20 protein-coding genes are annotated in these 26,124 nt (G+C 73.5%); 4 read left to right on the top strand and 16 right to left on the bottom strand.

Annotated elements, in window-relative coordinates:
• Positions 1–81: 81 nt before the first annotated feature.
• Positions 82–690 (top strand): TetR/AcrR family transcriptional regulator, encoded by a 609-nt coding sequence (locus EAD96_RS13370; protein WP_121684482.1) that lies wholly within the window; start codon positions 82–84, stop codon positions 688–690.
• Between the two features lie 8 nt (positions 691–698).
• Here the strand turns inward: EAD96_RS13370 and EAD96_RS13365 are convergent, their stop codons facing one another.
• The 3 genes from EAD96_RS13365 to EAD96_RS13355 form a co-directional block, all read right to left on the bottom strand.
• The gene (locus EAD96_RS13365) at positions 699–1,277 is read right to left on the bottom strand and encodes a hypothetical protein (protein ID WP_121684481.1); all 579 of its coding nucleotides are present in this window, start codon (positions 1,275–1,277) and stop codon (positions 699–701) included.
• Between the two features lie 183 nt (positions 1,278–1,460).
• The gene (locus EAD96_RS13360) at positions 1,461–2,696 is read right to left on the bottom strand and encodes a low temperature requirement protein A (RefSeq protein WP_121684480.1); all 1,236 of its coding nucleotides are present in this window, start codon (positions 2,694–2,696) and stop codon (positions 1,461–1,463) included.
• A 139-nt stretch (positions 2,697–2,835) separates the two neighbouring features.
• Positions 2,836–4,869 (bottom strand): hypothetical protein, encoded by a 2,034-nt coding sequence (locus tag EAD96_RS13355; RefSeq protein WP_121684492.1) that lies wholly within the window; start codon positions 4,867–4,869, stop codon positions 2,836–2,838.
• Positions 4,870–5,034: 165 nt separating this feature from the next.
• Here EAD96_RS13355 and EAD96_RS13350 point away from each other — a divergent pair, with 165 nt between their 5' ends.
• The gene (locus tag EAD96_RS13350) at positions 5,035–7,794 is read left to right on the top strand and encodes a matrixin family metalloprotease (protein ID WP_121684479.1); all 2,760 of its coding nucleotides are present in this window, start codon (positions 5,035–5,037) and stop codon (positions 7,792–7,794) included.
• Between the two features lie 13 nt (positions 7,795–7,807).
• On the opposite strand, the gene EAD96_RS13345 is transcribed toward EAD96_RS13350, so the two are convergent.
• The 5 genes from EAD96_RS13345 to EAD96_RS13325 all read right to left on the bottom strand — a co-directional run bounded on the left by EAD96_RS13345 (position 7,808) and on the right by EAD96_RS13325 (position 16,416).
• The gene (locus EAD96_RS13345) at positions 7,808–8,752 is read right to left on the bottom strand and encodes a GIY-YIG nuclease family protein (protein ID WP_121684478.1); all 945 of its coding nucleotides are present in this window, start codon (positions 8,750–8,752) and stop codon (positions 7,808–7,810) included.
• On the bottom strand, positions 8,725–10,419 hold the full coding sequence (locus tag EAD96_RS13340; protein ID WP_121684477.1) for a bifunctional 3-(3-hydroxy-phenyl)propionate/3-hydroxycinnamic acid hydroxylase: 1,695 nt from the start codon (positions 10,417–10,419) through the stop codon (positions 8,725–8,727). The genes EAD96_RS13345 and EAD96_RS13340 overlap by 28 nt, the downstream gene beginning before the upstream one ends.
• 118 nt (positions 10,420–10,537) lie before the next feature.
• Entirely contained in the window at positions 10,538–13,642 is a 3,105-nt protein-coding gene (locus EAD96_RS13335) for a BTAD domain-containing putative transcriptional regulator (RefSeq protein WP_233585714.1), read from the bottom strand.
• 65 nt (positions 13,643–13,707) lie between these two features.
• The gene (locus tag EAD96_RS13330) at positions 13,708–15,642 is read right to left on the bottom strand and encodes a KedN5 family methylcobalamin-dependent radical SAM C-methyltransferase (RefSeq protein ID WP_121684476.1); all 1,935 of its coding nucleotides are present in this window, start codon (positions 15,640–15,642) and stop codon (positions 13,708–13,710) included.
• A 12-nt stretch (positions 15,643–15,654) separates the two neighbouring features.
• Entirely contained in the window at positions 15,655–16,416 is a 762-nt protein-coding gene (locus EAD96_RS13325; protein ID WP_233585713.1) for a class I SAM-dependent methyltransferase, read from the bottom strand.
• A 264-nt stretch (positions 16,417–16,680) separates the two neighbouring features.
• On the opposite strand from EAD96_RS13325, the gene EAD96_RS13320 reads away from it, so the two are divergent.
• Together EAD96_RS13320 and EAD96_RS13315 are read left to right on the top strand one after the other, a co-directional pair.
• Positions 16,681–17,046, top strand: a complete 366-nt coding sequence (locus EAD96_RS13320) for a VOC family protein (protein ID WP_114920719.1) — start codon at positions 16,681–16,683, stop codon at positions 17,044–17,046.
• A 28-nt stretch (positions 17,047–17,074) separates the two neighbouring features.
• Positions 17,075–17,485, top strand: a complete 411-nt coding sequence (locus tag EAD96_RS13315; RefSeq protein WP_013287019.1) for a DUF3224 domain-containing protein — start codon at positions 17,075–17,077, stop codon at positions 17,483–17,485.
• Positions 17,486–17,549: 64 nt separating this feature from the next.
• Here EAD96_RS13315 and EAD96_RS13310 read toward each other — a convergent pair whose 3' ends face one another.
• The 8 genes from EAD96_RS13310 to EAD96_RS13275 all read right to left on the bottom strand — a co-directional run bounded on the left by EAD96_RS13310 (position 17,550) and on the right by EAD96_RS13275 (position 26,124).
• Positions 17,550–19,106: an ABC transporter ATP-binding protein gene (locus tag EAD96_RS13310; RefSeq protein ID WP_121684475.1), complete on the bottom strand. Its 1,557-nt coding sequence runs from the start codon at positions 19,104–19,106 to the stop codon at positions 17,550–17,552.
• Positions 19,103–19,894 carry an ABC transporter permease gene (locus EAD96_RS13305; protein ID WP_120569416.1) on the bottom strand — a complete coding sequence of 264 codons (792 nt, stop codon included), beginning with the start codon at positions 19,892–19,894 and terminating at the stop codon, positions 19,103–19,105. Before EAD96_RS13305 ends, EAD96_RS13310 begins: the two co-directional genes overlap by 4 nt.
• The gene (locus tag EAD96_RS13300) at positions 19,891–20,847 is read right to left on the bottom strand and encodes an ABC transporter permease (RefSeq protein WP_121684474.1); all 957 of its coding nucleotides are present in this window, start codon (positions 20,845–20,847) and stop codon (positions 19,891–19,893) included. The genes EAD96_RS13305 and EAD96_RS13300 overlap by 4 nt, the downstream gene beginning before the upstream one ends.
• Positions 20,844–22,400, bottom strand: coding sequence for an ABC transporter substrate-binding protein (locus tag EAD96_RS13295; RefSeq protein WP_120569414.1), 1,557 nt, complete (start codon positions 22,398–22,400; stop codon positions 20,844–20,846). The genes EAD96_RS13300 and EAD96_RS13295 overlap by 4 nt, the downstream gene beginning before the upstream one ends.
• Before the next feature lie 105 nt (positions 22,401–22,505).
• Positions 22,506–23,690 (bottom strand): NAD(P)/FAD-dependent oxidoreductase, encoded by a 1,185-nt coding sequence (locus EAD96_RS13290; RefSeq protein WP_121684473.1) that lies wholly within the window; start codon positions 23,688–23,690, stop codon positions 22,506–22,508.
• A gap of 6 nt (positions 23,691–23,696) precedes the next feature.
• Positions 23,697–24,935, bottom strand: a complete 1,239-nt coding sequence (locus tag EAD96_RS13285) for a beta-ketoacyl synthase N-terminal-like domain-containing protein (RefSeq protein WP_121684472.1) — start codon at positions 24,933–24,935, stop codon at positions 23,697–23,699.
• The gene (locus tag EAD96_RS13280) at positions 24,932–25,162 is read right to left on the bottom strand and encodes a phosphopantetheine-binding protein (RefSeq protein ID WP_013287026.1); all 231 of its coding nucleotides are present in this window, start codon (positions 25,160–25,162) and stop codon (positions 24,932–24,934) included. The genes EAD96_RS13285 and EAD96_RS13280 overlap by 4 nt, the downstream gene beginning before the upstream one ends.
• Positions 25,159–26,124: a chlorinating enzyme gene (locus EAD96_RS13275; protein WP_120569411.1), complete on the bottom strand. Its 966-nt coding sequence runs from the start codon at positions 26,122–26,124 to the stop codon at positions 25,159–25,161. The genes EAD96_RS13280 and EAD96_RS13275 overlap by 4 nt, the downstream gene beginning before the upstream one ends.

The following is a 26,124-nucleotide window of genomic DNA, read 5'->3' as shown; positions in this document are numbered from 1 at the left end:
GAGAATGCTGAGAACCGGCCGGTCCGGCGAGGGCCGGTGGGCACGTGCCGGACCGAACGTTCTGTTCGTTAAGATGGGGCCATGGCGCGTGAGAGCTCTGGCACCCGGCCCTCGGAGGCACGACTCCGGCTTCTCGACACGGCGACCAGAGTCTTCTACGCCGAAGGCATCCATTCCGTCGGGGTCGACCGGATCATCGCCGAGGCGAAAGTCACCCGCGCCACCTTTTACCGGCACTTCCCCGGCAAGGACGATCTCATTCTCGGCTATCTGCGCCGGGTGCACGAAATGGACCGCGCCGCCGTGGAAGCGGCGATCACGGACAACCCTTCTCCGGTCGATCGCCTGCTGGCCGTCGCCGACTCCGTCGCCCGGGGCATCCGGTCCCCCGGATTCCGCGGCTGCGCGTTCCTGAACGCGGCGGCGGAATATCCGGACGGCGAGCATCCGGTGCACCGGGAGATCATCGCCCACCGCCAATGGTTCCTGGACACACTCACCGCCCAGATGGCGCAGGTCCACGAGCCGACGGCGGAAGCCGCCGCCCGCCACTTCGTCATGCTCCGCGACGGCGCCATGGCGGCCGGCTGCCTCTTCGACCCCGCGCTGGTCTCGGAGACGTTCCTGCGCGGGGTCGAAGGGCTTCTGCGCGTCAACAGCGAGCGCGGGCCGGCCGGATCCGCCGGCTGACCCGGCGCTCAGGCCCTCGCGGGCGAGGCGCCCGCGCGCGCCGCGCGGCCGAGGCGGACGGCCGAGACGAGGAAGAACACGGCGCCGGGGACGGCGTAGCCGATCGCGCCGGCCAGCGCCGGATCGTCAGCCGACGCGGCCGCGACGAACGACGCCCCGGCGAGGACGGAGATGCCGCCACTGAGGATCATCGGCCACTGACCGCCCAGCCGGCGGCGTGGCACGGCCACGATCAACTGGACGAGTCCGGCCACGACCGCCCAGGCGCCCCACACCCGCAGCACGGCCGGGACGCCGGACGTACCGGCGACGGCCAGGCCGACGGCGGCCAGCAGGCTCACCGCGACGTTCACGTAGAGCGGGGCCGGCGATCCGGTGGCCCGCGAGGCACGGATGTCGGCCACGGCGGCGGCCACGTCGAACAGCGGGTAGATCACGAGCAGCGTCACGGTCACCGGGTCGAGGTGCCCGGCGAGCGGGAGCGTCACAGCGGCCCAGACGGCGGCGAAGACGAAGCGGACGAAGTACAGCCGCCGCAGTCCGGCCGCCGTGGCCGGGACGCGAGGGGCGGCGACGGAGGTGGTCATGGACTTCCTCTCGGTGGTTCCTGAGCGCGCGAACGTCCCGGCGGCCATCGGGGCGGCCAGGTAGAACGATCGTTCTGTCTGCACCAGACATGACCGCGCGCCGGCCCGGCGTCAAGACCGATCGTTCTCCCTCTCAAGGCGATCTCCGTGGCGTCTCCCGCCCCCCTGACGACCGCGGGTGGCTCATGCCTCGGCGTCGCGCTCGCCGCCCTCCCCCCGGACGACCGGCGAAGCCGGGACCTCCGGCGGCCGCCCGCGGTCACGCAGCGTGTCGACCGACGCGACCAGCGCCAGCACCACGCCCACCGCGACCATCCCGGCCATCGGCGCCCAGAGCGCCGCGGCGGGCGTGACCAGCAGCAGGAGCAGCAGGCCGATCAGCCGCGACGGGGACACCCGGCCGAAGATCTCGTACTCCAGCCGCATGCGGGCGACGAGGAACAGTGCCGGACCCCCGACCACGAACAGCAGCCAGCCGGGCCGGGGCGGCCCGTACGGGCTGTCGATCACCAACTCGTAGCCGACCGAGGTGACGAGCACGCTGAGCACGATCACCAGGTGCGTCCGTTCCGACGTCGCGCCCAGCCGGCCCGGCATGGCGGCGCGACCCATCGCCTCGGTCAGCAGCAGGCCGGCCCGGTGGAAGTAGATCCGCCAGAGCAGCGCGGTGGTGGCGAACGCGACCACGAAGGCGGCGGCCCGCTCGGCCGAGTAGTCCACACCGCCGTAGACCATGCCGATGACCAGGATGGACTCGCCGAGCGCGATGAGGAACATCTGCTGGTAGCGGTCGGCGAGATGGGTACCCGCGATCCGCCAGCGGCCCACCGCCGAGGCGCCGACCCGGGGCAGCGGCCAGCCCAGCGTCCAGGCGAGGTAGTCGACCGCGAGGGCGAGCGTCCACAGCGGCACGCGAAGGCGCTCCGGGCCCAGCGCGCCGGCCAGCCAGACGGGCGCGGTCACCGCCGCCCAGGCGGCGAGCCGGTACGGCACCAGCCGTCGCGGATGGCCGCGCAGCGCCACGCCGACCACGAGCGGCCGCACCACCATCACAGCCAGGTACGCGACAGTGAACTGCACGGCCCGCTCCTCCATGGCGCGGGGCAGCGTCACCGCCATGACCAGGCCCGCGAACATGGTGCCGACCACGACGGCCTGGATGACCGGCTGCTCGGGCTCGTACCGGCTGGTGATCCAGGCGGTGTGCGACCAGATCAGCCACAGCGCCAGGAAGAGCAGCAGGGTCCGCCCGAACCCGGTGACGAGCGCCCACCCGGTGTCGTCGCCCAGGGCCGCGAAGCGCTGGGAGACCCGGGCGAGCGCCACCACGAACGCCAGGTCGAAGAACAGTTCCAGGAGCGTCGCCCGGCCCGAACTCGCCGGTGGACGCAGCAGTTCGGCACCCCGTCGCGCCGCCATCGCCCTCCCCCGCCCGTCCCTCGTGGCCCCAACGAGCGCGACGGCGGCGGAGTTGCGCACGACTGCGGCCGGACGACCGCGGGCACGCGGTCGCGGGTGGTGCCGCGCGGGCGAGCGGCGTCCTCCCCGGAGGGCTACGTCACGGGCAGGGCCCGCCCGCGCAGACGTCGATCACCTTGCCGGTGAGCAGGAACACCGCCTTCTGCCGCTGGGCGCCGGGCTGGGCGCGCGGGAACTCGTGCGAGTCCTCGCCGTACTCCGGTCCGGCGGGCGCGAGGTTCGTCGGCGGCGGCGCGTACGCCGCACCGCTGTTCCAGACCACCATGGCCGAGCCGGCGTACGGGTACCTGCGGATCGGGGCGATGCCCCAGAACGGCCGCACGTCCGGCGACCAGCCGGGGGCGAGCGCCGGGGTGTGCAGGCGGGCGCCGATGGTGCGCGCCTGGACCTCCGCCGCGGCGGTCGAGACCTGCTGGTCGGCGAAGGCCACGTGCATCAGCACCCGGTGCGCCGGGGTACGCGGCAGCGGCCGGTCGGTCATGTGCTGGGCGTACCCGTTGGCCTCGGACCGGTCCCACAGCATCTGGAGCAGACCGAAGACGATCTGCTGGTCGATCTTGTCCGGGTAGTAGCCGTCGAGGACGGTCTGGAACGGGGCGAAGTCGACGCTGCGTTGCAGCAGCGTGGAGTAGTTCATCGCGGGCACGCCGAGCACCGAGCGGGTCCAGTCCTGGGCGATGGCGGTGAGCGCGCCGCCGTTGATGCCGCCCTGGCTGTTGCCGTCGTAGTGCAGTCCGCCCTTCACGTCGATCAGCGGCCGCCCGGCGGCGTCGCGGAACGCCGGGTGGGCGGCGAACCCGTTGCGGTGGATCATCGTCCGGCCCAGGAACAGGAAGTTCAGGAAGCTCTGCTGGAGCCGGTCGGCCACCGCCGGGAAGGCGCTGAGGTCGGTGAAGGCGCCCGCCACGTACGGGACGTCGGCCGCCGCCATGCCGATCCAGCTCGTCGCGCAGAACGTGAAGTCGTACGTCTGCGACATGGTCTTGACGTTGCCGACGTTGATCTCGGTGGGCCGGCCGAGCAGGCCGTGGCCGTAGAGCGAGAGGTGGGCCGGTCGCGCGGCGGACGCGCTGCGCGGGATGTTGCAGACGAAGTCGGCCGCCACCGTCGTGCCGGACGGTGTGGGCAGGGCGCTCGGCGTCGGCGGGGTGCCGTCGCCGCCGGGCGGCCCGTAGTGCAGGCGGGAGCCCGGCCCGCCGTCACCGGTCAGGTAGGACGGCACGGCGACGGTGCCGGTCACCTGCCGGGCGATCAGCGGATCCTGCTCCGGCGTGTAGTCGGTGACCTGGCTGACGGTGAACGAGGGCGCGCGGCGGCCGAGCGCGGCGAACGCGCCGTCCCGGACCGCCAGCATCCGCCCGGTCAGCCCCTGCCGGCTGGCGACCGTGAAGTCCCAGGCGAGGTAGAGGCTGTGCCGCTTGACCCCGGCCCGGGTCAGGTCGGCGAGGATCCGCTTCATCTGCGGCGCGCGCGGGTCACGCCGGTCTACGCCGGCACCGGTGACGTACGCGCGGAACGCCTTCGGCGCCGGGATCAGCGCGCCGTCGCCGTCGCGCATGCCGCGCAGGCCGACGACGTAGCGGGCGCCCTCGGTCAGCGCCACCGCCGGCCGGATGATCAGCGCCTGCCGGTCCGGGCTGCCGGCCGCGTGCGCGTCCAGTTCCGCCCAGTACGGCGTACGCCGGCCGGTGCGGGCGTCGAGCAGCACGATCGGCGCGTCCGGCGCCAGCGAGCGGCCGACGTCGGTGACCGGCGCGATCCGCGTCCGCGCGGCGTCGAGGCCGGGTACGCGCGCCAGGATCGGCGAGCCGGGGCTGAAGCCGTCCTGCCGGTTCCACTCGGCCGGGTCGATCGGCACGCCGAGCACGTTGGCGGGCATCGCGGAGGCAGCGAACCGGACCCGCTTGCCGGTCGGGGTGCTGCGGTCCGGGACGGTGAAGTAGTCGTTCGGGAACGGCAGCAGGCAGGCCGCCGGGTCGATCGGGTCGCAGGACCGCTGTCCGGGCGGCGCGGGAGGCGCGGACGGCGCCGCGGCGGCGCCGGAGCCGAGCAGCACGGCCGATGCGGTCACCAACGCGGACACGGCGAGACGGAGCCGTCTGGGGGTGGGCACGCGTGTCTCCTTCGACATCGGACGGTGGTGTTCTTCCTACGCTCGTGAACGGATCTCGGCAAGGGCCCGCACATCGACACTGCCGGATCAACGACGAAGAATCCGCAGGTCAGGCGCATAGCCCTACGGTGGGTCGCGAAGCATTCACGTCCAGTGGAGGACGTCATGACCACTCCCGCTCCCACACCACCGCCTCAGCTCCAGGTCGCCCTCGGCACCGCCGCCGATCCCGGTTCCGTGCACGCCGTCACCGGCACCGGCACGGCGTTGCTCGTCACCCACTACCCCGCGTCCGGCGCCGGCCGGCTGCACGTGCTCGACCCCCGTACCCTCGCCCCGGTCCGCCCGTCCCTGCCGGTCGGCCACGAGCCCCGGGCGGTGGCCTGGCACCCCGGACGCGGGCAGGCATACGTGATGAACCGGGGCGTGCAGAGCTACAGCGTCTCCCGGTGCGACCTGGCCACCGGCACGGTCACCGACATCCCGATCGGCTTCGGGCTGATCGCGATCGCCGTGGATCCGGTGGCCGACCTGCTCTACACCGCCGACTGGGCGCACAAGCGCCTGCACGTGATCGAACTGGCGGACACCACGCAGCGGCGCGTCGTGCCGCTGCCGTCGGCGCCGAACCGGCTCACGGTAGCCCCGGACGGCACCGTCTACGCCACGCTGTACGTCAAGGGGCTCGTGCCGGCCGACGACGCGCTCGCCGTGCTGCGTCCGGACGGGACGCTCACCGTGGCGCCGATCGAGCCCGCCCACCTCCAGCCGGGCGGGGTGGCGGTCGCGCACGACGGGATGATCTACGTCGGCTCGCTCGGCGGCGGGACAGTGCACCCGCTGTTCGGCGTGCACGACCCGGACAGCGGCCTGCGGCTCGGCGCGGTGCCGAGCGCGGCGGGCGTCCGCGACCTCGCGGCCGTGCCGGGACTGTCCCGGGCCTGGCTGGCGACGGACAAGGGCGTCCAGCTCGTCGACACCACCAACCCGTACGCGCCGCGCACGCTCGATCCGATCACCACCGGCCACGCCCCGTACGCGGTGGCGGTCACCGCCGACGGCACCGCGTACGTGGGCGACGTGGTGGACGGCACGGTGTCACTGATCCGGCCGGACGTGGCGAACCTGCCCCTGGACGCGGTCGCCACGCTGCTCACCGAGGCGGGCTTCGCCCCCACCACCGGGCTCGGCGCGGCAATCCGGGCGTACCAGACGTTCCACGAGCTGCCGGTGACCGGGCGGCCCGACGCCGTCACCGCCGCCCACCTGACCGCACCGGGCTGCGGCACCCCGGACCGGACGACCACCACCGGTTTCGTCCTCCAGGGTGGGCACTTCCGGCACACGAACCTGACCTACCACCTCGGTGACATGACGATGCCGTACGCCCGGGACGAGTTCACCGACGCGCTGAAGCACGAGCTGATCCAGGTGTCGTTCGACGTGTGGCGCGAGGTGCTGGGCGAGAACTGGTACGGGCCGTTCGAGTTCACCCGCGTCTTCGACCCGGCGCAGGCGGACATCGTCTTCTCCGTCGGCGACGACCCGGTGTTCCACGACACCGGCTGGTTCCGGACCGTCTACGCGGTGACCAAGTGGGGGGCCGCTCCGGGCTGGCCGGACACGGGCGGCCAACTTCCGGTCATCTTCAACCGGAAGATCAACTGGGACGCGCACGGGTACTTCGACGTCGACCTCCACGGCCCCGACTTCCGGCACGTCGCCACGCACGAGATCGGCCACGCGTTCGGGCTCAACCACGGCAAGAGCGGCAACGTGATGCACCGCAACGCGAGCTGGTACCGGGTGCCGAAGTCCGACGACCGCAACGGCTTCTTCGCCATGTACGGGCGGCTGCCGTTCACCGACGGCGTCGGCATCCGGGTGCTGCCGGACGTCGACCACGTCGCCTACTCCGACTGCGAGCGGCACCTGGTGGTGCACTACCCCGAAGGCGACGGGTGGACGTGGACGAGGCTCACCGCGGACGTGGGCGCGCCCCGGATGGCCCGCGGCACCTCCCCGTCGCCGTTCTTCGCCCACGACGGCGTGCCGTCGTACGTCTACGCCGGGGACGGCGGTCACGTCCTCCAGATCTGGTACGACCAGGGCCAGTGGTGGTGGGGTGACCTGACGCAGGACAGCGGCGGCCCGCCCGCCGTGCGGTACGGCCCGCACGCCTACCGCAACGGCGACACCCAGCGGGTCGTGTACAGCGCCACGGACGGCCGGACGATCCGGCTGTCCCAGGCACCCGGCGAGGGCTGGGTCTGGCAGGACGTGTCGGTGGAGGGCGCGGTCGCCGCCGACGGCACCCCCTACGGGTACGTCGACGGCGTCACCGGCCTCGACGTGATCGTCTACCGGGACGCCGAGGAGCACCTGCGGATGCTGTGGGAGGGCCCCGAGGGCTGGGGGCAGATCTCGCTGACCTGGGCCACCCAGGCGGAGAACCCGCTGCCGCTGACCATGATGCCGGTGTGGGGCGAGCACCGCGCCGGCGAACGGCACCGGGTGTTCGGCCTCGACCACCGGCAGGACATCCGGATGTACGCCGTGGGCGACGACGGCGCCTGGCACACCCGGTCGCTGACCGCGGAGCTCGGCCTGCCGGAGTGCAGCGCGTCGGCGGTGCAGCGGCTGCCCGGCGTGGACGGCGCGCCCGACGGCTGGCTGCTGGTCTTCGCCGACTTCGACGGCGGGCTGTGGGAGCTGACCGGCGACGGCGACACGTGGCAGGCCGAGCGGGTGCAGATCGACGGGATGCCGCCGGTGGGGCGCAGCGTGCTGTCGGTGTGGCTGGGCGGCGGCCGGCTCCAGATCACGTACACGGCGGCGAACGGCAACATCCAGTTGCTGTCCCGCGCCCTCGGCGACCACGACTGGCAGCGCACCAACCTGACCCGGGTGTCCGACGTGGTGTGAGCGGCTCCCGCGCTCAACCGGACAGCACGTGCCGGACGAGGTCCGGGCAGTGGGTCTTCCAGTTGAGCGCGGGGCCCTTCCTCATCAGGTCCAGGTTGAGCCGACGAGCCGCCTTGACGATCTGCGGCCGGGTCAGCGCTTCGTACGCGCCGGCCACCGACCCGAACCGCAGCGCCAGCACCAGTGGCCGGACACGGTTGCCGTAAGGGGCGGCGCGCATCGCCCGCAGCCGCAGGCGGGTGCGGAGCTGCGACTGCGCCACCGTCTTGTCGACGTTCAGGCAGATCTGTAGCGCATGCGGCCACCGCCGGTCGTGACAGACGTACAGCGTCTCCAGTGAGTGCACGGAGACGGTGAACAGACGCGGGTAGGTGCCGGCGTTGGTGCTCGGCAGCGCGGTGATCGTCCAGAAGTCGCGCTGGGTCTCCTCCGGCACGGGCATCGTCAGACGCAGGTACGCCCCGACCAGGCGGGCCATCTCGGCGGTGAACCGGGCGTCTGCACGCAGCCGGTCGAACTGGTGGCGGGTCCGGCGGTGCTGGGCCGGATACCACTCGTGCGGCGCGAGGGCTACCGGGCACGGCTCGTGGCCGGCCAGCCAGCGTTGCTGCTCCGCCGGGGACAGGATCCGATCCAGTTCGGCGGCGCCGAGCCGGCCGGCGGTGTGCACGACGTTGCGCAGCCGCACCCCGGCCGACTCACGCCTGCGGATCTGGTCCCGCTCCTCGTCGTCGAGCCGGTCGCGGGGTACCCGCCGGAAGGTGATCTCGACGATGTCGGTCCAGGTCTTGCGGTGCACGCCGAACCGCGCCACCACGTCGACCGCCTGCCCCACGTACCGCTCGCCGTCGGCGAAGGTCAGCTCGTAGACCCCACACCTGCCGCGTGACCTGGGCAGCAGGTGCGCTATCGAACCCACCCCGTCGACAGTCAGCCGGTCGACCTCCGCGCCGTCCACAGTGAACGATGATAGGCGCCGTCCCGTCCGTCCGGCGGCACGCCGAGGGCGGCCGACAGGTCCCGGGCGGCGTGCTCGACGCCGCCGGGCCGCACCAGCGCGAACACGAACCGGTCCGGCCGCAGCACCACCAGGTCGGCGCCGTGCCGCCGCAGCCACCCGCCGAGCACGCCGTCGGCGTCCACGACGTCGACCCGGCCCGGCCGGCCGTCCCCGGACGAGTCCGGCAGGCCGGCGAGCGGCGTGCCGGGCGGGTGGACCGCGACGAACCGCACCGGCAGCCGCTGCCACAGCGGTCCGGGCGGGCTGTCCACGCCGGCGCGGCCCAGCACGACGAAGCCGTCGCCGAGCGCCTCGTCGAGCAGGCGCTCGCCGGGCGCACCCGGGACGAGGACGCGCGGCTGGGGGAACATCGTCCCGACCACGCCGTCGCGACGCCCGCCGGCCATCAGGCCCCGCCGGTACGCCGGGACCGGTTTGAACTCGAAGCGCTCCACGAACCGCCGTACCCGGGGAATCGTCTGGACCGCCCGCAGCGCGGTGTCGCGCAGCCCGGCGGTGATCCGGTTGCGGGCCAGGAAGACGTGTCCCAGCCGGACGCTCGTCCGCGCCATCTCCACCGTGTGCGGGCGCCGCTCGGTTTCGTACGTGTCGAGCACGGCGGGGTCGGCGGCGCCGGACAGCACCAGCGACAGTTTCCACGACAGGTTCGCCGCGTCGCGCAGGCCGCTGCACAGGCCCTGGCCCATGAACGGGGGCATCTGGTGCGCCGCGTCGCCGAGCAGGAACACGCGCCCCTCCCGCCACCGCTGCGCGACGAGGTGGTGGAAGGTGTAGACCACTGCCCGGGTGACTGTGAACCGGTCCGGGTCGACGTACGGGGAGACGAGCGCGGCGATGCTCTCCGGCCGCTGCACCTCGTCCTCGGTCTCGCCCGGGCGCAGCATGAACTCCATCCGGTAGCTGCCGGCCGTGCCCGGAGAGACGAATGCCGGGCGCCGCCAGTCGCAGACGAACGTGGTGTCCGGCACCCGTACCGCGCCGGGCGGCACGTCGCCGGAGACCGCGAGCCACGGTTCGGCGTAGCTCGCCCCGGACAGCGGGATCCGGACGGCGGCGCGGGTGGCGCTGCGGGCGCCGTCGCAGCCGAGCACGTACCGGGCGCGGACCGCCCGCCGCTGCCCGGTGGCCACGTCGGACAGCAGCACGGTCACGCCGTCCTCGTCCTGGGTGAGGCCGACCAGCTCGGTGCCGAGCGCGAGCCGGACGTGCGGGAAACGGTCCAGCCCGGCGCGCAGCGTGCGTTCCAGTCGCGGTTGGTCGAAGAAGCGCAGCGGCGCGTGCCCGTACCCGAAGTCCGTCTCGGACAGCCTCATCCGGGCGAAGACCCGGCCCGCGCCGTTGACGTACTCGACCAGCGGCGGCGCGACCATCTCGTCGCGTACCTCGTCGAGCAGGCCGGCCTGCTGGTAGATGCGCAGCGCCTCGTCGTCGCAGGAGAACGCCCGCGGCTGGCCGTGCGGGGCCGCGCTGCGTTCGACGACGAGCGTGGTGACGCCGCGGGCGCCGAGCAGGTTGGCGGTGAGCGCGCCCACCGGCCCGCAGCCGATGACGGCGACCTCGACCTCCTGGACCTCCTGGTGAGCCGGCGGCTGAACTGATCCCATCGTGGTGCCCCTTCGAAAACGTCGTCCCGGACGGTTCTCCACCGCCCGGCACCGGTCAGGGCACCAGGCCGCTGTGGAAGGGGTGTGGAGACGGCGTGGAGGTGGGCCTCCACACCGGTCAGAAGGCGGCGAACCGGGGCAGCAGCAGAGCCGCTCCCTGATCGGCGGCGATCCGCGCGCCGAGGTCCCACTCCGCGCGGTCGCGCCGGGCCGCGCCGCGGATCCGGTGCAGCTCCGCGACGAAGACGCGCTCGCCCACCCGGTCCGCCAGCGCCAGCGCCTCCTCGGCCAGCGTCGCCGCGGTGTCCGGACGGCCGCCGGTCAGGTACGCCTCGGCCATCGCGCAGAGCGTGATGGTCCGGGTGGACCGCAGCCCGGGGCGGTAGAACTCCTCGGCGGCGGCGCGCATCGCGTCGAGCCGGCCGGGGTCGCCGCCGCGCGCGGCCGCCCACTCCAGGAAGTACGCGCCGGTCGCCGTCATGTGCGGCAGGCCGGTGGCCCGGCCGATGTCCCGGCACCGTCGCCCCGCCGCGTCGGCCGCGGCGACGTCGTGTTCCTGCATCGCCAGCCAGGCGGCGTAGAGCGCCGCGTTGGCCCGGCCGTACGGGTCGTCGAGTTCCTCGGCGAGGGCCTCGGCGGCGGCGATGTCCGCCCACGCGCCGGCCGGGTCGCCGCGCATCGAGCGCACGAGCGCCCGGAAGTTGTGGCAGGCCAGCACGGGACGCCGCCCGACCTCGCGGCGCAGCAGCGTCCGGTCGACGGTACGCAGCCGGTCGATGCCCGCGGTGAGCCGCCGCTCGCCCTCGGCCTGCCGTCCGGTGAAGTAGCCGATCGCGCCGAGCAGGTACTCACCGGCCACGGCGATCAGCCCGCTGCCGTCGTCGGGTGCCCGGACGAGCCGCCCGGCGAGGTCGGCGCAGATCGCGAACTCGGCCCGGTTGGCGGCGAGTTCGCCGAGCGCCCAGAGCGCGTGGCGGATGTCGGCGTCCGGCCCCACGAGCGTCAGCAGTTCGCGGGCCCGGGCGCAGACCCGGTCCACCGCGTCGCTGCCGACGCCCACAGTCATCTGGAGCAGGGCCGCGCGGTGCAACTGGACGGTCAGCTCGGTGACCGCCGCGTCGGGCGTGACCCGCGCGGCCGGGGCCAGCCGGAGCGCGGCGCGTTCCAGGTGACCGAGCGCGTCCTCGTAGGCGACCCGGCGGGTGGCGTCGTCGGCGGCGCGCAGCGACCACCGCAGGTGGTCCTCGCCGTGGCCCAGCCCGACCGCCTCGCCGTAGTGGTGGGCCAGCTCCGCCGGGGAGATGCCGGCCGACTGCTCGTACGCGGCGGCCAGCCGGGCGTGCAGCGCGGCCCGGCGCGGCGGGACCAGCTCGGCGTAGGTGACCTCGGCGATCAGCGGATGGCGGAACGCGAGCGCGCCCGGCCCGGTCTCGACCACCAGCGCGGCCGGGTAGGCCGGGGCGAGGTCATCGGCGACCGCCTCGGGGGTGCTGTCCAGTGCCGCCGCCAGCACCGCCAGGTCCAGGTCGTGTCCGGCCACGCCGAGCAGGTCGAGGCACCGCCGGGTGGGGCCGGGCAGTCCGGCGAGCCGCAGCCGCACCGTGTCCCGGATGCTCGGCGGCAGCTCCGCGCCGGCGCCCGGGCCGGTCCGGGACCGCAGCAGTTCGGTGAGGAAGAACGGGTTCCCCCCGGTCCGGGTGACCAGCCGGGTCACCACCGGCTCCGGTGGCGCCTCGCCGGTCCGGTCCCGGACCAGGTCGGCGACCGCCGAGGCGTCCAGCCCGGCGAGCCGGACCTGACCGAAGCCGCTCCCGCGCGCCAGCTCGGCGACGGTCGCCACCAGAGCCGGGTCGTCGTCGTACGGCCGGAGCGTGGCGACCACCAGCGCCCGGGACGCGGGCAGGGCGGCGGCGAGGAACCGCAGCAACAGCAGCGAGTCCGGGTCGGCGGCGTGCAGGTCGTCCAGGACCACGAGCAGGCCACGTTCCCGGGCCGCCGCGTGCACCAGTTCGGCCACCGCCTCGTACACCTGGAACCGCGCCGTGGGGTCCAGGCCGCGACCGTCCGCCGGCCCGGTCGGCGCGCCGGCGGCGAACCCGCCCAGCCGGCCCGCCGAGCCGGTGGCGCCGGTCTGCGGCATCGCCACCAGCGCGCGTACCACCTGGCTCCACAGCCAGAACGGCGGCGCCTGCCCGACGTCCGGGCACCGGCCCCAGACCACCGGGACGCCGGTCGCGGCGGCCCGCGCGCCGAGCGCCGCGGCGAGGCTGGTCTTGCCGATACCGGCCTCCCCCACCAGCGTCAGCACCCGCCCGCCGTGCCCGGTGGCCGCGTCCAGCGTCTCCCGCAGCCGCTCCAGCTCCGCGTCCCGGCCCACGAGCGGTCCGCCGTCGCGCTCCGGCGGGGCCGGGCGTCCGGCCGCCGCCGGGCCGGCGACCTCCGCCGGGCTGCTCCGGTCCGGCGGTACGGCCTGCTCCAGGATCAGCCGGTGCACCGCGCGGATCTGCTCACCGGGGTCGAGCCCGTACTCGCCGGCCAGGATCCGGCGCCCCTCGTCGAAGACGGCGAGCGCCTCGGTCTGCCGCCCCGAGCGGTACAGCGCCAGCATCAACTGCGCCCGGGCGCCCTCGCGCAGCGGGTTCGCCGACACGAACCGGCGCAGCTCCGGCAGCAGCGTCGCGTGCCGGCCGGCGGCGACGGCGGCGGTCAACCGCCCCTCCTCGGCGCTCAACCGCAGCTCGGCCAGCCGGGCCGCCTCCGGGCGCACCGCGGCCAGCTCGGCCACGCCCGCCAGCGGCTCGCCGCGCCACAACGCCAGCGCCTCGGTGTACGTCCGCTCGGCGGCCGCCGCCTGCCCGGCCGCGAGCGCGTCCGCCGCCCGGTCCACCAGGCCGGCGAACCGGATCGCGTCCACCGCGTCGGAGTCGACCCGCAGCTCGTACCCCCGGGGGTGGCTGCGCAGGACGCGCGCCGGCTCGCGGTGGGACCGTTGCGGCTCCACGGCGCGGCGCAGCCCGGCGACGTACGTGCGCAGCGTGGTCGGCGCGCTGGCCGGCGGTCGCGCGTCCCAGAGCGCGTCGACCAGCCAGTCGGCGGCGACGAACCGGTTCGGCCGCAGCAGGAACAGGGCCAGCAGCGCCTGCTGCTTCGGCCCGCCGAGGGGCACGACCCGCCCGTTCCGGACGACCTCCGGCGGGCCCAGCACACGGAACTGCACAGTCACGTCGACGACGACCCCATCGTGCCGAGTATGGCAGCGCCCGGTCCACTCCGGACACCGACGATCGGTCAGGGCACGGTCAGCGGGCTGCCTGCCCTCCGCACCTCCCCCATGAAGTGCAGGATCTCCTCGTGGTTCGTCGACATCACAGCGGTCATGGCGCCGGTGCGGTAGTAGATGTCGACCCGGATCGGGTCCGGCGCCAGCGAGACCGGCTCGTCGGCGCGCATCCGCGCGAGGACGCCCGGCACGTCGTACGCCAGGGTCACGTCCGGGCGGTGGAAGTACTCGACACCGCCGATCTCGACGACGGGGAGCTCGTCGGGATCGCAGACCGGCTGGGTCAGCAGGTCGTAGCGGTACACCTCGTCGAGGAACGGGCGGACGTCGTCCGCGAGCTGCCGCGAGACCACCTCCTGCCACCACAGCTCCAGCGCCCGCCGCCCGTCCGCCTCGGTGAAGAGGTAGCCGATGGCGGCCGCGTACGCCGGCGCGCCGCCGCCGTGCCCCCGCATCGCGGCCTCCCGCAACGGGATCGCCTCCCGCGCCGAGGTGGTGTCCGCCCAGTCGGCGAGGCTGTTGAGGACCCGGGACTGCTCCCACCCGGCCAGCCGCCGCAGCGGCAGCCAGCAGTGACGCAGGACGGCGTTCTCGGCCATCACCCGGGCCCAGAACAGGAACCGCTGCATCACCGCGTTGTCCTCGAACGTCATGGTGCGGTGGGCGAGCACGTACTCGAAGTCGTCGTTGTCGCCGCGCAGCGCGACGATGCCGTACAGCTCCTTGTTCTCCGCGTACTCGGTGTTCGGCAACAGCATGATCGGGTAGACGGCGATGCGGGACACGTGCTGGGCGAGTTCGTCGTACCCGGCCAGGAACGACTCGACGGTGTCGCCCGGCGCACCCCAGATCAGCTCGGCGTAGCAGTCCAGCCCTTCCCGGTTGAGCCACCGCACCAGGTCACGCCAGTCGTTGACCTTCATGTTCCGCCGGCGCATCAGCGTCAGGGCGTCCGGGTTGAGCGACTGGAGGGCCAGGGTGAAGGAGCTGCGCAGCCCGGCCTCCTTCATCCGCCGCACGATCTCGTAGAACACCTTCGACTTGTTCTTGGCCCACGAGCTCTCGAAGGCCAGCGGGAAGCCGTGACGCCGTTTGATGTCGATGAGGTCGTCGACGAGTTCCAGGTCGATCGGCAGCATGCCGAAGTTGGCGTCGCAGGCGACCACCGTGTGCACGCCGCACCGGGCGAACAGTTCCAGCTCGGCGCGCAGCCGTTCCCGGGAGAACGCGCGTACCCGCTGGCCGACCGCGCCGCCCCAGTAGCAGAACGAGCACTTGTACGGGCAGCCGCGGTTGGTCTCGAACAGCGCGACGTCGTAGCGGAACCGGCCGTCGGCGTCGAGCAGTTCGACGGCTCCGGTGAGGAACGGCGACGGGATGACGTCGAGGTCCTCGATCCGGGGCCGGTCCGGGTTGGTGACCACGCTGCCGTCGGCGCGGTGCCAGGAGATGCCCAGAACCTCGCCGAGGTCGTCCGCGGGCACGCCGGCCAGCCGGGCGCGGAGCAGGTCGAGGAAGGTCAGCTCGCCCTCGCCGTTGACCACGACGTCGATCTCCGGGTAGAGCCGGAACACGCGGTCGGCCTGCGCGCTGACGTGGGTGCCGCCGAAGAGCACCCACCCCTGCGGGTTGAGCTGCTTGTAGGTGGCGGCCAGCGCGCCGAAGGCGCGCTGGTTCCAGCCGAAGACGGAGAACCCGATCACGTCGGGCAGCGGGCCGGCGAACAGCCGGGCGGCCATCTCCCCGTGCGTCACCCGCCCCCGGAAGTTGCAGATCTCCACCGACACCCGGGCGTCCAGCTCGGCGTCGCCGGACACCATCGCCTTGAGGTACGCCGAGGCGAGCGGCAGCGACTCCAGCGGCATGTCCCAGACGCCCTGCTGCACCAGGACCACCCGAAGGCGCCGGTCAGCGTCGCCGGCGCTCGTCTGGCTGTGCTCCACCGATCCGCCGCCCTACTTGCGGTAGACGGTGATGTGCCGCTCGTCGGAGTCGCGCAGTGGTCGTCCGTCCCAGTGGCCCCAGCGCGACTCCATGGTGAGCCCGCCGAGGCGGGCCATCAGGTCCATCTCGGACGGCATGACGGTGCGGATGCGCATCGGGAAGAACCGGATGCCGTCGGGCCGCAGGACCGCGAACTGGATCGACGAGCACTGGGAGATCCGCTCGCGCCGGGTGAACGTCATCACGACGTGGTCCTTCTCCACCCGTACGGTCTGGGTGCGCTGGTTGCGGTCGTACCGCGCCGGGTCGGGGATGGACGTCTGGATCACGAACCGCCCGCCCGGCTCCAGGACGTCGGCGACCTTCTGGAAGCAGCGGATCTGCTCCTCCTGGTCGGTGATGAACGGCAGGGTGTCGAAGACCGCGTACGCCAGGGAGAACTTGTACGGCAGCGTGAAGTCGGTGAAGTCCTGGACGTGCACGTGCACCAGCTCGCCGCCGGGTTTGTCGCGCAACTGCGTCAGCATCCCCTCCGACGCGTCGATGCCGTGCACCTCGATGCCCCTGCGGGCCAGCGGGACGGCGACCCGGCCGGTGCCGACGCCGAGTTCGAGGACGGGCCCGCCGCCGGAGTTCTCGGCGAGCCACTCGATCGTCTCCTCGGTGTCGCCCGGGTCACCGGCCCATCCTGTCCCGTCGAAGACGTCGGCGACGGCGTCCCCGTAGGTGAAGATCTCGAAGCCTTCCACCGTGTTCTCCTCCACGCCGGTCATTGGGGTACCGGCGAATCGTGGCGGACGAGTGCGCTCGACGCTGCGCTGTTCTGAGCACGAAGTGAGAGCAACTCGATTGGCGTGACGGTGGCGCCGCCGACGGTTGCCCCGGTATGCTGCGGAACCTTCGGCGTGTGCTGTCCATTCGCAACCGTCTAATGAGCAGGGCGGCCGCGACACACCCGGTAACCGTGGCGTGGACGACGGCGGATTGCTAGGCTCGGGCCACGCTTTCGATCGGACGACAATCTCCAGGAGACGTGAATGGCTGTCGGTCGCTTGGCGGCGGTAACACTGGATTGTTCCGAAATCGCCCCGCTGGTGGCCTTCTACCGGGAAGCAGCCGGCCTCGAGCCGGTGCACGAGTCGGAGTCGGGCGCGTTCCTCCGCAACGGTGACGGCGTCGCCGTGGCGTTGCAGCGGGTGGAGAACTACCGGCGTCCGGAGTGGCCCGGGCAGACGGTTCCCCAGCAACTGCACCTCGACCTGGCCGTCGACGACATCGAGACGGCCGAGACCGAGTTGCTGCGCCTGGGTGCGACGAAACCCGCCGACCAGCCCGGCGACGCGAAGTGGCGGGTCTTCCTCGACCCCGCCGGTCACCCGTTCTGCGCCTCGGTTTGGGACTGAAAAAGAACCACGGAAGGAATGAGACAAGGTGAGCACCGCGACCGCTTCATTTACGCTCGACTCCTGGGACGAAGACGAGTGGCAGGAGACCCCCGACGGCATGAAATTCTCGCGGGCCTCGGTCACCAAGACGTATTCCGGTGAACTCGAGGGCACCAGCCGCGCGCAGTTCCTGTTCGCCTATGGCAAGGGCGGCGCCGGATACGTCGGTCACGAGGTGATCGAAGTGTCGATCGGCGGTTCCAAGGGCAGTTTCATGCTCCAGCACCAGGCCGTCGGATTGATGAGCGACGAGGAGGGCGGCGCCGAGTGGCACATCGTGCCGGGGACCGGTACCGAGGGGCTCGCCGGCATCCAGGGCACCGCCACCATGCGCAAGCTGGAGGACGGCAGCCACACCTTCACGCTGAACTACGAGCTCCTCGACGAACTCGTCTGACGCCCTGACACCGAGACGGAGGGCCGCTACCGGGAAACCGGGAGCGGCCCTCCGTCTCCGGCGCTCACGGCACGTCCGCCGCCGCCGTGACGGGCCGCGCGGCGTCCAGCAGCATCCTGCTCGCCTCGTGGCGCGGGTTGCCGAACACCTGCTCGACAGTCCCCTCCTCGACGATCCGCCCACCGCTGAGCACGGCGACCCGGTCCGCGTTGCGGGCGATCACACCGAGGTCGTGCGTCACGATGAGCACCGCCAGGCCCAGGGTCCGCCGCAGCGAGTCGAGCAGCGCCAGGACCGAGGCCGCCACCTGGGCGTCGAGGCTCGACGTGATCTCGTCGCAGACGAGCACGTCGGCCCCGGCGGCGAGCGCGCGGGCGATGGCGACGCGTTGCCGCTGCCCGCCGGACAGCTCCCGCGGCAGCCGCGACGCCAGCTCCCCCGGCAGGCCGACGAGCCCCATCAGCCGTCGGGTCTCCGCCGCGGCCGCCTCGGCCGTCATCCCACCGGCCAGGCGGACCACCCGGCCGATCGCCGCGCCCACCGGCCGCCGCGGGTTCAGCGACCCGCCGGAGTCCTGCGGGATGAGCTGCAAGCGGCGTCGCTGGTGCACCGGCCGGCGCCCGAGCGTCGGCTCCAGGACCTCGCCGGACAGCGTCACCCGGCCCGAACTGGGGCGCAGCGTGCCGACGACGGCCCGGGCGAGCGTCGTCTTGCCGCAGCCCGACGTGCCCAGCAGGGCCAGCGCCTCGCCGGCACGCAACCGCAGGGACACGTCGTCCAGGACGACCCGGCCACCCCGCGGCACCGACAGCCCGGACACGGTCAGGACCTCCGCGCCCCGCTGCGGCGTGGCGGCGCGACGGCGCATCTCCGCCGGCAGGTCCGGCACCGCGGCGAGCAGGTCCCGGGTGTACGCGGCGGCCGGCCGGGTGAGCACCTGCGCGGTCGGTCCCTGCTCCACCACGACGCCGCCGCGCAGCACGATCAGGCGATCGGTCATCCGGGCCGCCGCCGCGAGGTCGTGGGTGACGAGCACGACCGCCAGCCCGCGATCCGCGGAGAGCCGGTCCAACTGGTCGAGCACCTGTTTGCGCACCAGCCCGTCGAGGCCCGTGGTCGGCTCGTCGAGCACCAGGCCGCGCGGGTCGCCGGCCAGCAGCCGGGCCAGCGCCAGGCGTTGCTGCTGACCGCCCGAGAGCTGGTGCGGGTACCGGCGCAGGAAGGCCCGGTCGCCGGGCAGGCCCACCTCGACCAGCCCACGGCTCACGGCCGCGTCGGACCGGTCCGCGGCCAGCTCGCGGATCTGCGCCCGCACCCGCAACGTCGGGCTCAGCGCCGACGGCGGATCCTGCGGGAGGTACGCCAGCACCCGCCGCCGGACCCGCCGCACCTCGGCCCCGGAGGCCGTCAGCACGTCGTGCCCGTCGACCACGACCGTGCCTCCGGCCACCCGTAGTCCGCGCCGTACCGCCCCGACGAGGGCCATCGCCAGCGTCGTCTTGCCCGCCCCGGACTCGCCGACGACGGCGACCCGCTCGCCCTCGGCGACGCGCAACGACAGGTTCTCCAGGACGGCCCGCCCGGCGGCGTCCTCGACCCGTAGCCCACTGATCTCGATCATCGCAGCACCCGCCCGACGATCCGGTCGATGCCGAGGTTCGCGGCGACGGTGAGCACACCGAGCAGGACCGCCGGCACCGCGACGCCCCACGGGGTGAGCTGGATGCCCTCGACGTTCTGGCTGATCATGGCCCCCCAGTTCGGGCCGCTGGAGCCGAAGCCGAGGAACGCCGCCGCCGCCGTCAGCGTGACCGCGATGGCGAGGCGGGTGCCGAAGTCGGCGAGCACCGGCCGGACGATGTTCGGCAGGATCTCCCGGACGATCACCGACAGGTGCGAGTCGCCGCCGGCGTAGGCGGCCACCACGTAGCCGTCCTCGACCGCGCGGAGCGTCTCGGCCCGGGTCACCCGGGAGACGAACGGCGTGCCGGTCAGCACCACCACGATGATCATCGTGGTGGCGCTGTACCCCCAGCCGTGCAGCAGCACCAGCAGGATCAGCACCGGCGGCAGGCCCAGCAGCAGGTAGTCCAGCCGGGACACCACGGCGTCGGTGATCCCGGCGAAGTAGCCGCCGAGCAGGCCCAGCACCAGGCCGAGCACGGTTGCCAGGATCGTCGCCACCACCGGCACGGCCACCAGCGGCCGGCCGCCGGCCAGCACCCGGTCCAGCACGTCCCGTCCGGCGCTGTCGGTGCCCAGCGGGCTGCCCGCCGTCGGCGCGCTGTAGGGCAGCCCGACGATCCGCTCCGGCTCGCCGGCGAACAGCGGGCCGAACAACGCGACGCCCAGCACGAGCAGCACCACGGCCGCTGCCGTCCCGGCGAGCAGCCACCGCGCGGCCCTCATCGGGCGGCCACCCGCAGCCGGGGGTCGACCGCGAGGACGAGCAGGTCGGCCACGATGAACGAGACGAGGATGATCGCGGCGAGGAGCAGCCCGACCCCCTCCAGGACGGCGGTGTCGTGGTTGCGGACCGCCGCCACCAGCGTCTGCGACAGGCCCGGGTAGTTGAACACCACCTCGACCACAGTGGTGCCGCCGAACAGCCCGGACAGCAGCCACGCGAACGTCTGCGCGCACGGCGGCGCCGCCGCGGGCAGCAGGTGCCGCGCCACGACCACCCGCTCGGGCAGCCCGGCCAGCCGGGCCGCCTCGACGTGGGGCATCGCGTCGGCGTCGATCACCGTGGCCCGCACGATCCGGCTCGCCCACGCCGCGCCGAACAGCGTCAGCGCGGCCACCGGCAGCACCAGGATCTCCGGCCGGTCCAGCGGTCCACCGCCCAGCGGCGGGAGCGAGATCGCCGGCAGCAGCGGCCACAGGTCGGCGAAGACCAGCACGAGCAGGCCGGCGGTGACGAACTGCGGGATCGACACCGCCACCACCGCGACCGCCGACACCGCCCGGTCCACCCGGCCGCCCGGCCGCAGCCCGGTGAGCAGCCCCAGTCCCATCGCCAGCGGCACCGTCACCGCCGCGGTGAGGCCGACCAGGAGGCCGGTGGCGGCCAGCGGCTCGGCCACGACGTCGACCACCGGCCGGTGCATCGAGGTGCTGGTGCCCAGGTCGAGGCGCAGCGCCGCGGTCCCCCACTCGACGAACCGCACCGGCCAGGGCCGGTCGACGCCGAGTTCGGCCCGGCGCTGCGCGACCTCCTCGATGGTGGCGTCGGGCCCGAGTGACGCCGACGCGGCGTCACCCGGGAGCACCTCCGAGCCGGCGAAGAGCACCACCGCCACCGCGAACAGCGTGGCCACCGTCGCCAGCAGCCGTCGGGCCAGGAACCCGAGCGCGGTCACGCCGGCCCGGTCGCCCGGTCGAACAGCTGGATCGACTGCATCGTGCGGACCCCGCTGATCCCCTTACGGGCGGCGTCGAGCTGCTCCTGAAAGCCCCACAGCAGGTCGCCGCCCTCCTTGTAGAACTCCTCCTGCAACGCCTTGAACGCCTCCGCGCGGGCGTTGTCGTCGACTGTCGCCTGGGCCTTCGCCAGCCGCTCCTGGTAGGCGGCCGACGTGCCGGTGACGTTGAACGGCGCCTTGCCGTGGGTGACCGCCGACAGGTGCACGGCGGCCGGCCGGTTCACGTAGTAGAACGCCTGGAACGGGTGCGTGGCCAGCGTGGTGAGGTCGGCGTAGTAGGCGTCGGGCGAGATCTCCTGGAGCGTCAGCTCGACGCCCGCCTCCTTGAGCTGCTGGGCCAGCAGCCGGCTGGCGTTGAGCATGCCGGGGACGAGCTCGCCGGTCCGCAGCGTCAGCTTGGTGATCCCGGCCTCGGCGAACAGCCGCTTCGCCTGCTCCAGGTCGCGGGCGCGGGCCGGCAGGTCGGCGTAGCCGGGCAGGCTCTTGCCGACCACGTCGTCGGCGGTCGAGCCGAGCCCGAGCAGCGCGTTGTCGACCAGCGCCTGCCGGTCCACCGCCAGCCGGACCGCCTGGCGGACCCGGGCGTCGTCGAACGGCGCGAGCTTCTGGTTCATCGCGAACGACAGCGCGTTGGCGTTCGCCGGGCCGCCCCGGACGACCGTGAGTTCGCTGTTCGCCGCCTCGGTCTTCGCGCCGGTGGAGCTGATGCTGACGGCGTAGTCGACCTGCCCCGCCTTCAGCGCCGACAGCCGGGCGCCGGCGTCGAGGATGCCGACCACCTGGAGTTCGGCGACGCTCGGCTTGCCGCCCCAGTACTGCTCGTTGGCGACCAGCCGGGTCGTGGTGCCGTTGCGCTCGGCCAGCCGGTACGGGCCCGACCCGATCGGCTTGCTGAACTCGGTCATGCCGGCCGGGAAGACCGGCGAGAAGACGACGAGGACGGCTTCCTTGAAGTCGCCGCGCGGGGTCAGCAGCGGCACGGTGACCGTGCGGTCGTCGACGGCCGTCACCTTGGCGAGGTCGACGTTGGCGTAGACGGAGGCCCGGTTGCTGGGCTTGGCGCCGAGCGTACGGATGCTGTGCACCACGTCGGCGGCGGTGACCGGCTTGCCGTCGTGGAACGTCACCCCGGAACGCAGGTTGATCGTCCACACGCTGCCGTCGGCGTTGGGCTGCACCGACTCGGCGAGCTGGTACTTGTACTCGCCGTTGTCGAGCACCATCAGCGAGTCGTACACGTGCCGCATGACGATGAGCGTCGCGCCGATGCTGGTCAGCAGCGGGTTGCCGGCCTCGGCGTCGGTGACCGCGTTCGGCGCGCCCACCTTCAGCACCGCCAGCGACCCCCCGCCGGCCGCCGCCGGCGACGGCTCCTCGTCGTCGCCGCAGGCCGACAGCAGCGGCACGCCGGCCACCGCGGCGCCCGCGACGAGGCCCATCCGGAGCAGCGCGCGGCGATTGAACGGCGAGTCGTACGGGGTGGGCGACATGGTTCCTCCACAAAAAGTCGTGCCGGTGAAATCGGATCGCAAGACGTCTGCGGATCTGACGGTCGCCGATCATCGGCACGGGTGTCTGCTCAATAGGGCGCGGTGTCAGGTGGCCGTCGGGGCGGACATCAGCGCCATCAGTTCCGGGGTGTACAGCTCCCGCAGCGAGACGATCCCGGCCACCGCGTCGAAGTAGCGGGTGGTCAGCTCGGGGCTGCTGCCGACGGCGCGCAGCAGCGCGCGGCGCTTGTCCCGCGCCTCGGCCTGGGCCACCAGCAGGGTCGCCTGGTAGTTCTCCATCAGCCGCTGCTCGCGTTCCCGGTCGTAGTCGGCCAGCGCGGCGTCGAGCCGTGTCCGGTCGGCCAGGTGCCCGCCCACCGTCTCGGCGAGCAGGTCGGCCTGCATGAACGCGTCGGAGATGCCGCGCGCGGTCAGCGAGTCCTTGTGGTGGCCGGCGTCGCCGGCGAGCGCCCAGCCGGGGCCGTGCGCGCGGCGGAAGAAGTTCTGCTGGTCGCCGGTGCCGTGCACGGCCCCGATCTGCCGGCCGCGCTCCATCTGCTCGTACAGCCGCGGCGCGTTGGTCCGCACGTTGTCCAGGTAGGCCGCCTGCGCGTCGTGCCGGACCTCGTCGAAGCGCTGCTGCGGGTAGTAGGCGGCGATGAGCACGGCGCCGTCGTTCGTCGGCACCGCCGACACCCAGCCGGTGTCGCCCTCGTACATCTCGAAGTGCGTCTTCGGCCCGTCCCAGAACGCGTAGTACGCGCAGGTCAGCGGCGGGTGGGCGGTCGTCGTCGGCGCGTTCACGAGCCCGGCGACCGTGGAGCGCATCCCGTCGGCGCCGACGACCAGCGCGGCCCGCTCGTCGCCGCGGTCGGTGCGCACCCCGACGACCCGGTCGTCCTCCCACAGCAGGCCGGTGACCCGGCAGTCGTCGCGGAACTCGGCGCCCGCGTCGACCGCGGCGCCGGCCAGCAGCGGGTCCAGGATCGAGCGGCGGGGCGCGTACGCCGCGCGGATGCCGTCGATGCCGCTGCAGCAGCCCTCGACGCGGACGTCACCCAGCTGGTAGACGACGTGGTCCAGCGGCGGGCAGCCGGTGGCCCGCAGCGCGTCCAGCAGGCCCCAGCGGGCCAGCCGCGCGACGCCCGGCTGCTGGATGTAGAGCGTGGAGAGCTTGTCGGCCGGGAAGCCGCTGCGGTCCAGCAGCAGCACCCGGTGGCCCTGGCGGGCCAGGAGCATGGCGGTCGGCGCGCCCGCGCAGCGGGCCCCGACGACGACGACGTCGTACATGATCGTTCAACCTCCATCGGCGGTACGGGCGAGGACCACGGCCGTGTTGACGCCCCCGAAGCCGAAGCCCGTGGACAGCGCGTATCGCAGCCGGGCGGGCTCGGGCCCGGGGCCGGCGAACCGGATCCGGGCGTCGATCGGTCGGGCCAGGTTCGGGTTGGGGTGCACGAAGCCGCCGGTGAGCTGCGCGACCGTGGCGACGGCCTCGACCACCCCGGCCGACCCGAGGCAGTGACCGGTCAGCGCCTTGGTGGCGTTCACCCACGGCCGGCCGGCGGCGGCGCCGAGCACGTCGTGCAGCGACGCGAGTTCCGTCTCGTCGCCCAGCCGGGAACCGGTGGCGTGGGCGTTGACGTAGTCCACCTCGTGCGGGGCCAGTCCCGCGGCGGCCAGGGCGGCCCGGATCACGCGGGCCTGCCCGGCCGCGTCGGGGTCGGCGAGCCGGTTGGCGTCCAGGCCGAGCGCACACCCGGGCACCGTCGCCAGGACCTCCGCACCCCGCCGGGCCGCGGCGGCGGGGCGTTCCAGCACCAGCGCCGCGGCGGCCTCGCCGGGCACGAAACCGCGCCGGCCCTGGTCGAACGGCCGGCAGGCGGCGGCCGGGTCGCCGCCCGGCTCGGCGAGCGCGCCGAGCACGGCGAAGCCCCGGTGGTGCATCGGTGTCAGCTCGGTGACCGCGCCGACCAGGACGCAGCAGTCCACCGCGCCGGCGGCGACCAGCCGGGCGGCGTGCACGATGCCGACGTTGCCGCTGGCCGACGCCCCGCCGACGGTGAACCCCTCGCCGGTCGCGGACAGCACCTCGCTGAGCGTGCCGACGTGGTCGGTGTCCTGGACGTGCAGGGCGAACCGCGCAGGCAGGTACGCCGGCCGTTCCTGCCAGGTCCGGTACAGCTCGTGCGTGTAGCGCGCGGTCAGGTTGTGCCCGGCCACCACGATGCCGACCCGTTCGCCGGGGATCCGGGCGCCGGGCAGGCCGGCCCCGGTCCACGCCTGCAGCGCCGCCGCGACGGCGGCCCGCACCGGCCGCGGCGCCCGGGCCGCGGCCCGGACCGCCCGGCGGCGCAGCGGTTCGGGCGCGCCGGCCACCGCGTCCTCGAACGACCACCCGGTGATCGGCGCGGCCAGGCCGTCAGCGGTGCCGACGACACCGCTGCGGCCCGCCCGCAGCGCCGTGGTGAACGACGGGACGTCCGCCCCGATCGCGCAGACGATCCCGGTGCCGGTCACCGCGACCGTGCTCACATGTGTGTCCGCAGCAGCTCGACGATCCGGTCGAGGTCGTTGACGTCGCGGAACTCGGAGATCGGCACCACGATGCCGAGCCGCTCCATGGCCAGCGTCACGACCTCGGCCCGGTCGATGCTCGTGCAGCCGAGGTCGCTCAGCGTCCGCCCGGCGGTGACACTCGCCGGGTCGACGTCCGGGACGACCTCGACGAGGCTCGCCTTCACGACCTCGAAGACGGTCATGCCGGTGACACCCGCGCCCCGGAGCGGTCCCGCCGGGTGAACCGGTGACCCCGCGTGGTCTCGGTCGCCATCCGGTTGTGCGGGTTGCCGTTGTGTCCCGCGACGAGCACCGAGCCCCAGCGGTCAAGCGACACGGCGCCGCCGTACTCCTCGATGACGTCGGTGTCCGGGTAGACGTCCACCGACACCGGCACGTACCGGCCGGCGAAGCCGAGCCGCATCTCCTCGGTCCGCCCGGCGTGCGGCAGCGACGCGTGCATCAGCGTGGACCAGAACATGATCGCCTCGCCGGGCCGCATCACCATCGACACCGCCTTGGACTCGTCGGGCTTCCAGTCCGGGTCGATCTGCAGCTCGCGGTAGTCGTAGCCGAAGAAGCCGCGGCGTACGCCGTCCTTGTCGGTGCTGTTGATGGAGGACGGGTCGTAGTGCATGCGCTTGGTCTCGTCGTAGAACATCGTCCGGTGGGTGCCCGGGATGAACTGGAGGCAGCCGGTCTCCTCGTTGGCCTCGGTGAAGGCCGTCCAGACGGTGATCGTGCCGCCGAAGTCCTTCGCGTCGCCGGGCCAGAGGATCTGCGGCTTGCCGGAGGCGTTGGCGAACGTGTCGGCCTGGTGCCAGTCGGTGCCCTCGTCGCCGGGGTACTTGGGGAAGAACTCCGACCGCCAGCACTGCACGTCCGGGCCGAGCACGCTGACGACGCGGTCGACGATGCGCGGGTGGCAGATGTGGTCGGCCAGGAACTCGTTGTCCAGGTGCCGGTCGTAGTTGGAGATGTTGGTGTTGCCGGAGAGCGCGGCCTCGTCCTGGTAGACCGCGTGCGAGCGGTCCAGCAGGCGCAGCCGTTCCCGCCGCCACCGCCGCTGCATCTCCTCGACCTCGTACACCGGGAACGGGCCGAAGTACCCGTTGCGGTGGAAGCCGGCCAGCTCCTCGTCGGTGAGCGTGTAGTCGTCCTCCAT

Origin of the sequence: Micromonospora sp. BL1, assembly GCF_003667485.1 — a bacterium.
GTDB classification, from domain to species: Bacteria; Actinomycetota; Actinomycetes; order Mycobacteriales; family Micromonosporaceae; genus Micromonospora; species Micromonospora tulbaghiae.
Note: the sequence above shows the minus strand (reverse complement) of the source record. Positions and strands in the feature narration are given on the sequence as shown.